Source organism: Enterococcus dispar ATCC 51266 (genome assembly GCF_000406945.1).
GTDB classification, from domain to species: Bacteria; Bacillota; Bacilli; order Lactobacillales; family Enterococcaceae; genus Enterococcus_C; species Enterococcus_C dispar.
In genome coordinates, this window is record NZ_KE136354.1 from 1,189,010 (window position 1) to 1,199,886 (window position 10,877).

Consider the following 10,877-nt stretch of genomic DNA (forward strand, 5'->3'; position numbering starts at 1 on the left):
AAATAATTTAGTTATTCATATAAAGATCATAATAGGCATCCATAATTTCTTTTGCTATGGTTACATTCACATGATCATTATCATTTTTTAAGTTTGGTAACATCACGCTAATAGCGACCTTGGCATCATCAGAAGGCCCATATGCAACAATATTACTATTGACAGTATCGCTAAGTTTCTTTCCATCTTTATAAACTGCTGTTTCCGCAGTACCCGTTTTAGCTGAAGCGGACATTTTTGCGCCGGCTAGAGCAGTAGCAGTCGTATAAGGATCATTCCCATGAACCGCATCGTAAAATCCACCTTGAATAATATCCAATTGGCTTTTGGAAAGATTGACTGTATTTAATATTTTCGGTTGGATCGCTTTTTTTAAATTACCCAAATCGCCTTGTTTATCATTGCCATAGATGCCACTCACAATATGTGGTTGAATTCTATTACCGCCATTTGCCACAGTCGCAGCATATTGTGCCAATTGCATCGGTGTATAAGTATCAAACTGCCCAAAAGATAAATCAAGTACACTACCACCATTATTTTGAGAATCTAGTGACCGGGTTGGGGTAGAAATACCATCTTCTTCATTGGGTATATCAATCCCTGTTTTCACACCCATGCCATATTCAGAAAAGGCTTTTCGCAGTGCATCATAGGCCCCAAATTGTTTGTCAATTAAAGGCATTGAAACATTATATTGATAATCCATGTGTAGTAGTTTAAAAGTAACTTTCATCATATAGGCATTAGAAGAAATCTCTAGCGCTTTACGAGCCGATAAATTACGACTCCCACTCCCATCCTTATTATAAATGGAAGCTTTCACCGCTGTCCCATTGACTTTAATCGGTTCATCGTATAAAACTTCATTGCCCTTTAAGACGTCATTTTGCCAGCCAGCAGTTAGGGTTCCCGCTTTAACAACAGACCCCGGTACAAAAGAAGATTGCACTGTACCTAAAGCGTGTTCTTCTAGTTCATCGCTTTTTTCTTCATGTAAAAAACCTGCCATTGCTAGTACACCACCGGTATTTGGATCCACGGCCACTGCATAGGCTCCTGGGGAATAATCAGCTTTACCGGCATCAATAAGACCTTGATAATTTTTTTTCAAGATAGCTTCTACACGTTTTTGAAATTCAGCGTTAATTGACAACACTAAATTATCCCCTTTAGCACCAGGCGAAACTTCTTTTTGACTCGAAATGTTTCCCTGACGGTCTAACGAAACCTCATACTGGGATTTTGTGCCTTGTAGGACATCTTCATATTGCTTTTCTAAAAAGCTCGTGCCGACGCGATCGTTACGTGCATAGCCCTTTGCTAAATATTTTTCTAAATCTTCAGCCGGTAATCCGGTCGTTTCAGTCGAAACATTTCCTAAAATACTCCGTAAGGAACCTTTTTGAGCATAATCGCGGGTCCAATCAGTACCAGTGGAAACACCGGATAATTCACTAGCCCGCTCAGATACGACAGCTAATTCTTCATCCGTCACATCCCGATTTTTAATATAGACGGTATTTAAAGCCGAAGCGCTATTCATTCTTTTGAAAATCATTGCCGCTTTTTTTTGTTTGGTATTAAACTGAATTTCTTTTTTTGAAACTTTATCAACAAGTTTTGCATAAAGTTTACTTTGATCGGTAATTAATTTTTCGCTAGTACTTAAGCGATCGTTAGCCTTTTTTAGATTATCTGGATCGGCTAACCAGTAATCTTTTAAATCTCGTTCCTGCAATGTTTTTTCAATTGGAACATCGATTAATTCGTTTAAACGATTGGCGATTTTTAGTAAATCTTCAGCCGACATCGTATTGCCACGTGTAAATGTGATTGCAGGATTAGCCTTATTCGTAACTAATGGCTTCCCAGTAGCATCGTAAATCATTCCTCGTGGAGTGCTGCCTTTAATATTAATTGTGGAAGAAGCTTTCAATTGGGTAGCAATATTATCACCATTTACAATCTGCAAGTAACCCAATTGCGCAATTAAGGCAATAAATAAGGCAAAAATGATGAAGAAAAGAAAATTTAAGCGAAAGGGTACATGGGAGCGGGGAGCCGTTTTTGAAGGCGCGCGCCCATCTTTTAATTTTTTTTCAATATGAGCTCTTGTTAATTTATTTTTAAGATCTTTCATGAGTCAAATCCTTCCAAAACATCAGTACCGTTTTATTTTACCAAAAAAAGATTGAGAATACAGTTTTATTTATCAAATAAATAAAACCTTAAGTTTGTTTCTGCTCAATTTTCGAAATGTTCCACAAGAATAATTTTGTTTTTAATTTTTTATAATAAAAACGCGTAAATTAATGGTTTCGTTAGATTACCTTTTCTCATAAATTGTGAAACATTCAATTTATTTATTTTTTATTTTTATAAATTGTGGGTAAGTGTCTTTTAGTATATAACTTACACTAAAAGTTTTTAATTATGTGTTCTCGCTATCTAATATAAAACGCAATACCTTTTGTTTTACGGGTCAAAAAAGTGATTACAGATAAACAGCGCTCTACTAGAATCAACTTAAAAGACTGATATTCAGCTCTTTTCACCATTAGGCTTTTATAGTTTTTCAAATTTTTCTAATAAAATTGATTATTTCTCTTTTTACTGCCTTTTTCACAATAGCTGCTTTATAAAGCCAGACAATTTCTCTACTATAAAAAAAGGCAATCCTAAAATATGGATTGCCTTTTACCTTATTTTAATATGCTGCTTGTTCCTCATAATTTTGATCATAACCCGTACTATTTTGGCTACCATCATCATAAGCATCAGTTCCGGTTACATTTTGAACGGAACCATCTGCTTCTGAAGTTTGGGTAGTATCATCATAAAATTGGCCTTGGGCATAACCACTCGTATATTCATCACCTGTTGGTAAAGTTTCACTTGTAGGCAGACTCAATTCTGTTTTTAATTTATTTTGCATTGTCAAAATTTGATTTAAACCTAACATTTGATAATAAATGCCGTTCATCATTTGACCTTCGCCTTCTAATTGATCCTGCTCAATTTTTTTGAATGCCGGAATGTAATTATTGGCAATATCTAACATATCATCCCAAGAAAGGTCTGTTTTTGTATTTTTCTCAACTGCTTTCAAAATCTTTTGATAGTTTGCTACGCTGTCCAGACTCATAACTTTATTGACAATTTTTGTGATTACTTCGCGTTGGCGTTTTTGTCGTCCAATGTCACCTTCTGGGTCTTGTTTGCGCATTCTGGCATACGCTAAACCAGTTTTACCATTTAACTTGATCTCACCTTTTGGTACATGTACCCCTTCTAAAGTAAAATCAATTTTGTTATTCACAGTAATTCCGCCAACCGCATCAATTAAATCGCGTAACCCTTGCATATTAATGGACACATAATGATCTAGCGGAATATCTAACAGATTTTCAACTGAATCCATTGCCATTTCCACACCACCAAAAGCATATGCATGGTTCAATTTATCCATTGTGCCATAACCCACAATTTGAGTATAAATGTCACGATCTAAACTAACGATTGTCGATCTCTTTTTCGCCGGATTAACCGTAACCACCATCATAGAGTCTGAACGACCTTGTTCTGTACGCCCCAGGGCGCCAGTATCAATTCCCATTAATAAAATTGAAAAAGGTTCATTATTATCAATATTTGCTTTTGAAACATGGCGACTATTTTTTCGATCAATCTTTTCAACGATGGCATTAAAAGAACTGTTCGCATCGTGGTACATTTTGATTCCGTAAGCAGTTGCGCCTAAAACAGCAACAGTAATTACACCTACGATTCCTAAGATAATTTTTTGATATAAACGCATTGGACACCTCTTAAGTTAACTTTTTCATTTGTTGAATATCGTATAAATTTTGCCACAACTTCTCACTTTGAGCAATGCTGGATTACTTTTATTACCCAAACTTAACACTTTTGCAACATAAATGAAAAGAAGCGATCACCTTTGATCGCTTCTTTTCTTAAATATAATCGACAAAACGAGCACGGAATTTCATATGCAAATGACTACCTAGAATTAATAAAATTAAAGTTGTAAGCCAAAATATTAAGCCATAAGTCGTTTTCTCCCAAAACCAGGATCTACTCAAAAAGGAGTCCCGAAATCCTTCAATAATATAATAAAAAGGGTTGAGCTTTAAAAGTTTGACTAATGGTATAGGCAAATTTTTATTATTTATATCCCAAATCGGACCAGACACATAGAAGAGCAATCGTAATACCGATTGAAGAAAAATATGATAATCTCGTATTAAAACTGTTATCGTTGCATTTAACAAACCAAAAGCAAATAAAAATGCAACCATACAAATAAAATAATAAAAATATTGCAGCCAGTATATTGTCACAGGAACTTTAAAAATGAGCATTGTTCCAACTACAATTGCTAACATTGGAAAATACGAAGACAAATTACTCACAATATTAACCGTTGGTAAGATACTTACTGGGAATTTCATTTTAGCAACCATTCCCACTTGTCGATGGATAGAGTTTGACGCTCCTAAAACACCCGAATTCATGTAAAACCACGCTGTGATACCTATTAACATCCATCCAAAAAAAGGTACACCATCGATTTTTCGGTTGGCACTAATCCCGACACCAAAGATTAGATAATAAATTGCCACCTGAATAGCAGGATTCAAAATTTGCCACGCGAGTCCAAGATAATGACTTTGATATGTAGCTTTATCTTCATACCGCGACATTCTAATAATCATGCCTAAGTGGCGAAATTGCTCTTTTATTACTTCAACTATCTCTTTCACTTGAATCTTCCTTTACCAGTGACTTATTTTAAAAAATGGAAATAGCGCGCCAAAATTTCTAATGGGTGCTGCACTGCCCACGTGACAGAATGTCCGCTAAATGAAACCAAAGATAAAAACATAAGCGAAATAAAACTAATAATCAAAATCATTTTTGTCGGGATAGACATTCGATCTCCTAAAGGGATTCTTTTTAGGTTTTTTTCCATTTGATTTTTGTCTAAATGCTGCTTGCTCAATTCTGTATCTTTTAACACCAGTTTATTTAACTTCTCAAGACTAAAACTTTTTTGATCCTCTTTGCATTTATCTTGATAACTTTTTTGATCTTCTTTCGGTTGTTTCTTAAACCAGTCAATAAATGCTTGGTATTCTTTCATGACTTTTTCAGTTGTATCAAACATTCTTAGTGTTCCATAATGCATCCAAATTGTTTTATCACAAAGTTTCTCAACTTGGGCCAATGAGTGACTAACAAAGAAAATTGTTTTACCTTGCTCTTTAAACTCCATAATTTTATCGACACATTTTTGATAAAATGTTTCATCACCCACCGAAAGAGCCTCGTCAATAATTAGAATATCAGGATCATTATGAACGGCAATCGCAAAACCTAAACGAGATTTCATCCCACTTGAATAACTTTTTACCGGTTGATTCACAAAATCACCTAAGTCGGCAAAAGTAACAATTTCACCCATCTTTGCATCGATTTCTTTATTAGTCATTCCAGTCATTAATGCTTTTAAGCGAATATTTTCAATACCTGTTAATTGTGGTTTCAACCCCGCTCCAATGGCGATAATAGATGTATCCCCATTAACTTCCATTGTCCCGGAAGTAGGTGGAATAATACCGCTAATAATATTGGAAAGTGTCGATTTACCAGAGCCGTTAATTCCGATAATCCCCACAGATTCACCGGCTTTGACTTCAAAGTTGACACCTTTTAACGCCCAAAAACGCGGAACATTACGATGATAAAATTTGAAGAGTGCCTTAACTTTATCAGATTTCTTTTTGTACAAATCATACTCTTTTGTGACTAGAGTGCTTCTTACTTTAATATTATTTTCCAAAATCTTCATCCTTTACCAGATATTGACTTGAAATAGTTCACGCTACATCATACCATATTTTATTTATTGGTCCAAACTGCCTCTAATAAAATAGAACAAAAATATGAAAAAGTCGAGAAAATTCTCGACTTTTTCATATTTATTTTAGTTTCAAATCATTTTTAATTTGTGTAGTGGACACTTCTGGTGTTCGCGGTAAATAAATCACTTCTGCTTCAGTCTTTTCTTGCAAATAGTCGAACTTACCCGCCCAGTCGTCTCCCATCACAAATTTATCGATATGATAAAGCTCGATATCGCTGACTTTTTGATCCCATCCTTCTTCTGGAATAACTAAATCCACGTAGCGAATTGCTTCTAGTAATTGTCTGCGTTTTTCATAACTGAAATAACATTTTTTTTGCTTTTCATCCCAGTTAAATTCATCAGTTGAAAGAGCCACAACTAAATAATCGCCTTGTTCTTTGGCACGACGTAACAAGTTAATATGACCGTAATGTAATAGGTCGAACGTTCCATAAGTAATAACACGTTTCATGTTTTTCCCTCGTTTCTTTTTCATATAACGAAGATAGCAAAAAAGTTCTAAAAAGGCAAACAAATAAAAAAACCGGAATAAAATCCGGTTAAAAACTAAATTATAATTTAGTTACTTCAGCTGCTTGTGGCCCACGAGCGCCTTCAACAATGGTAAATTCAACATCTTGGCCTTCTTCTAAAGATTTAAAGCCATCCCCTTGAATTGCTGAGAAATGAACGAAAATATCCTCGCCACCTTCAGTTGTAATAAAGCCAAACCCTTTTTCGTTGTTAAACCATTTCACTTTTCCTTGTTCCATGTTTTGTGTAGCCTCCAAAAAATATAATTTAACGGATAATCCGTCATCTAATTATAACGAAAATTGAAAGCGGTAGCAAATTTTATTTTATTGTAAATGTTTTCTATATTGATATAATTAAGAAAAAAGGAGATGACTTTATGGAAAATATTAATCTTTCCTATGAAACATATTCTTATGGTGATACCGATATTGATTTTACTACTGATAAAATTATCATTCGAATGCCTAATGATAAAAATATTATCCAGTTTTCAAGAATCGATTCATCTGCTCATGCATTTTATCGCAAAATGATGGAAAATGACTATATGTTCTATTATTATGCAAATAGGCAGTCATTCTTTATAAAACGTAAGCTTATTCAAACTATTTGGAAACGGACGGATTTAATAAAATACGGAGAATTATTTTATACAATTCAAAAAGTACCTGACAACAAAGTTAACACTTTGGCACCGTTGCGCTTATTGGTAATTTTTTCATCCATGCCCGATGGAAACAACTACATGTCTCCTAACATTGCTAATAGATGCTTTACTCAAAACTATCCATCCATTCAAAAGCATATCGTAAAAAATACCCTTATTATGCGGATTATGGATGTAAATATGAATACAGGCAGTATGTATCTTAACACGTCAAACTATCCAACATTTGAAGAAGATGTGCAAGGGGCAATAAAATTTATAATGGGTCAGTATGAAATTGACAAAAAGAATGTGGTCTTTTATGGAGGATCTAAAGGTGGTACAGGTGCCACCTATCATAGTTTCTTAGGTAACTATAAAGCATGTATTGTGGACCCGATTATTACATTGGAAGAACATAATAATAAAAATGATTTAATGTACTTAAAAGATATGCGACCTTTAACGATAGAAAAAGATATTAACACTTTAAATATCAATCAAGAGCCAAAATATATCATAGGTTCGGCACAAGTTCCTTTCACATTTAAACAATTTCAAAGTTTTAAAAAAGATCGTATTACAATATTGGACATTAAAGACAATCATATACACGCTCATCCAGATATTTCAGCAAATTCAACTGTTGAACAGATTTATTATATTAACAAGCTTTTTATGGAAGAATAGTATTTACTTTTTATCTTTGATTATAAGAAAATAAATACATTTTCAAGTAACTATACACTTATTTTGCTTTTTACCAAAAGATAATTAGAAATTAACTCAGTAATTATGCAAAAAATTTTTCAATCAAAAAAAGAAAAACAGACTCCGTAGATCGAAATGACTATAAAAAACTCTTTTGAATTCTTATAAAAAGAAATCAAAGGAGTTTTTTTTGAGTTCTATGATGTTTAGTGCTGTTACTCTCAAACTAGTAAAGACACCGTTATACTGTAATTAAATCACCAAACCCAATGATAGGAAGATATCCAAATGTCCATAACCATAAATATCAAATAGTTGATGAAAGACAGGTCCTTTCATCAAAAAAAATTTTTGAATATTAAGGACTCCCATACTCCCTTCTCAAAAGATGTCATTAGGAAAGCGATCATTCATGGGCGTAGGATAATGTATTTACCAACTTATTAATTGGAGAAGCTCATCGTTGTGAATATTCTGACTTTGATTCTGTCATTCGCCATTTTTATCAAAAGAGTTGATTCAGTTGTTTCCCTTAATAAGAGGTACTAACTTCTCGACACCCTATAGGCAGCGTTTTCGGTGTACCAACCACCATCATACTTTTTCTTCCAACAACTCTCATTACGTAGCAATGAAGTGTTACACCTCACACGCCTTAAAATTTGCGATTGCGGTGGATTTGAAGAAAAAGATTTCAATAAAGGATATTCCCCCACGATACTTTGTTTCTATCAAAACCGTTGAACGTATTATTTTACACATTTTCATTGAGGAATCTTGTAAAAAGCCCTATTCTCTTCCCAAACACCTTCTAATTGATGGTTTAACGTTTAAGAGAGCTAGAGATTGCAAGGATAATTTCTTATTCAAAGGAGATATTTAGCAGAATCCGAGGTGATTGATTATGTACTTTCTATAGATACCCAACCACGACAATGCTACAAAGTTTATCAAGAGTTGTTGACAGCTTTTGATGCAAAAAATCCCACTGAATTCTTCAACTTGATGGAAAAATTCCCTATTCAAACGGGAAATTGGAAGGCAAGAACAACCTTAGCAAAGTAATCAAAATAATAGCATTTGGGTTCCGGACTTTCCGCCAACTTCGGATGCGCATCCTGATCTAGCAGAGAACATCCGTGAAACCATTTAATAACGCAAAAAAAGGAAATGCCGAAGCATTTCCTAAAGTGTGATTTGATCAAGGCAACATCGTTTGACAAATAGCCAAAATTTTCTACTGATTTCTTGATAAATAAAACATCCCAGTTTGATGATTAATATAACAATTTTTCAAAAGAATAATAACTTTTCTTTTTCTCTCATGTTATATTTGTAATCCCTTCTTATTCAGATAAATAGACTATCAAAGCCATCCAAACTTAGCAAATATTTTTTCCCTTATTAACCACTATATACTTTCTTCAATAATAAATCTTGGTCGTTTTTTCACTTCAAAGTATATTTTACCAATATATTCTCCCACAACGGACATCCCAATTAATTGTAATCCTCCTAGTAGCCATATGCTAACTATAATTGAAGACCACCCAGAAACAACATCACCAATCATCCTTTGAATTAAAATATAAATCATATATATAATTCCCACAAAGAAAACAGCCATTCCCAAATTACGCAAAAATCGTATAGGAACGATTGAAAATGAGGTAATTCCTTCTAAAGCAAAATTAATCATTTTTTTCAATGGATACTTAGATTCACCTGCAGCGCGCTCTTTACGAGAATAATATACATTTGTACTAGGAAATCCAACCAGAGGTACCATTCCTCTTAAAAACAAATTTTCTTCTTTAAATTCTAATAACACTTTTGTAGCGCGTTTGCTCATTAATCTAAAATCAGCATGATTTGGTATTGTATTTACACCTAGCTTATTCATCAAAGAATAAAATAAATTTGCTGTTTTTCTTTTAAAAGGAGTATCGCTATCTCTATTATCACGAACCCCATACACCACATCATATCCAGATTGAAAAGCTACTACCATTTGGCGAATCGCATTAATATCATCTTGTAAATCAGCATCAATCGTTACAATTGCATCGGATTTATCATTCATAACTGTCATCCCAGCTAAAAGTGCATTTTGATGACCAAAATTACGACTAAATTTGATTCCTTTAAAGTGAGGATTACTTTTTGATAATTTATTGATAATAGTCCAAGTTTTATCTTTACTTCCATCATCTACAAATGTAATGTTGCTCTCATCACTTATCAATCCTTCATTAATCATATTTTCTAATAAAGTAATCAACGCCTTACTGGAAATTGGAAGAACTTCTTCTTCATTATAACAAGGCACTACAATTGAAATTTTGTCTTTCATTAATAACTTCCCTCTTTTTTTGTCAGTATCTATTCTAAGATATACCGAGAATAGAAAATGCACAAGTTTTTTTCGATTCTATGAAAATTTATTCCCCAGTAATTTTTGTCATAATTTCATATTATGACAAAGAACTAAAACGACAACAAGAAAAAAATCTCTCAATAAAATCAAAAAGATACTGAGAGATATTTTCTTATGTGATAGATAATTCTTCATCTTATATCTCAATTATTTTAATCAATATTGCTAGGCTCCGAATTATAAGAAGCAGTTTTTGGAGGATCTAGCACTTTTTTGTCTTTCGTTTTTGTACTCATTGTACTCACAAAAGCACTCTCATCCATCCAGTACTTATTTTCTCCAAATTCAAATTGTAGATATACAGCTTGTGTTGTTTTTACTTTTTTTAACACTAAAACTTCTTGATTAATAAACACTTCTCCAGAACCAATTTTTTTTATTCCCGAATGAATATTATAAGGCGCCGACCACACATCCAATTTTCTAGCGATACTATTAACAACCAATTTTTTCTGATAATTTTCCTCTTTTAAAACCAACTCATAAAATGCCTTCGCATCTAACCAACCAATATTTTTTCCATTTTGACTAAATTGATAGTATACCGTTCCTGTAGATAGTTTCACTCGTTTAGTGATTTGAACTGTTTTTCCACTATATGCACTTGCATTACC

9 protein-coding genes and 1 pseudogene are annotated in these 10,877 nt (G+C 33.5%); 2 read left to right on the plus strand and 8 right to left on the minus strand.

Annotation, left to right across the window (positions count from 1 at the left end):
- Positions 1 to 7: 7 nt before the first annotated feature.
- From RK01_RS05860 to RK01_RS05885, 6 genes are all read right to left on the minus strand, one after another.
- Entirely contained in the window at positions 8 to 2,143 is a 2,136-nt protein-coding gene (locus RK01_RS05860; protein WP_016172368.1) for a penicillin-binding transpeptidase domain-containing protein, read from the minus strand.
- A gap of 567 nt (positions 2,144 to 2,710) precedes the next feature.
- Positions 2,711 to 3,820, minus strand: coding sequence for an LCP family glycopolymer transferase (locus tag RK01_RS05865; protein WP_016172369.1), 1,110 nt, complete (start codon positions 3,818 to 3,820; stop codon positions 2,711 to 2,713).
- Positions 3,821 to 3,977: 157 nt separating this feature from the next.
- Positions 3,978 to 4,787 (minus strand): ABC transporter permease, encoded by an 810-nt coding sequence (locus RK01_RS05870; RefSeq protein ID WP_016172370.1) that lies wholly within the window; start codon positions 4,785 to 4,787, stop codon positions 3,978 to 3,980.
- A gap of 23 nt (positions 4,788 to 4,810) precedes the next feature.
- On the minus strand, positions 4,811 to 5,866 hold the full coding sequence (locus tag RK01_RS05875) for an ABC transporter ATP-binding protein (RefSeq protein WP_016172371.1): 1,056 nt from the start codon (positions 5,864 to 5,866) through the stop codon (positions 4,811 to 4,813).
- 139 nt (positions 5,867 to 6,005) lie between these two features.
- Positions 6,006 to 6,404 (minus strand): glycerol-3-phosphate cytidylyltransferase, encoded by a 399-nt coding sequence (gene tagD / locus RK01_RS05880; RefSeq protein WP_016172372.1) that lies wholly within the window; start codon positions 6,402 to 6,404, stop codon positions 6,006 to 6,008.
- A gap of 100 nt (positions 6,405 to 6,504) precedes the next feature.
- Entirely contained in the window at positions 6,505 to 6,705 is a 201-nt protein-coding gene (locus RK01_RS05885) for a cold-shock protein (RefSeq protein WP_016172373.1), read from the minus strand.
- Between the two features lie 140 nt (positions 6,706 to 6,845).
- Between RK01_RS05885 and RK01_RS05890 the strand changes: the two genes are divergently transcribed.
- Positions 6,846 to 7,805, plus strand: coding sequence for an XcbB/CpsF family capsular polysaccharide biosynthesis protein (locus RK01_RS05890; RefSeq protein ID WP_016172374.1), 960 nt, complete (start codon positions 6,846 to 6,848; stop codon positions 7,803 to 7,805).
- A 339-nt stretch (positions 7,806 to 8,144) separates the two neighbouring features.
- A pseudogene (locus RK01_RS14060) lies at positions 8,145 to 8,953 on the plus strand (transposase).
- 284 nt (positions 8,954 to 9,237) lie between these two features.
- Here RK01_RS14060 and RK01_RS05900 read toward each other — a convergent pair.
- Positions 9,238 to 10,179, minus strand: a complete 942-nt coding sequence (locus RK01_RS05900) for a glycosyltransferase family 2 protein (protein ID WP_016172375.1) — start codon at positions 10,177 to 10,179, stop codon at positions 9,238 to 9,240.
- A gap of 236 nt (positions 10,180 to 10,415) precedes the next feature.
- The coding region (locus RK01_RS05905) for a GW dipeptide domain-containing protein (RefSeq protein WP_016172376.1) at positions 10,416 to 10,877 on the minus strand (462 nt) is incomplete at its 5' end.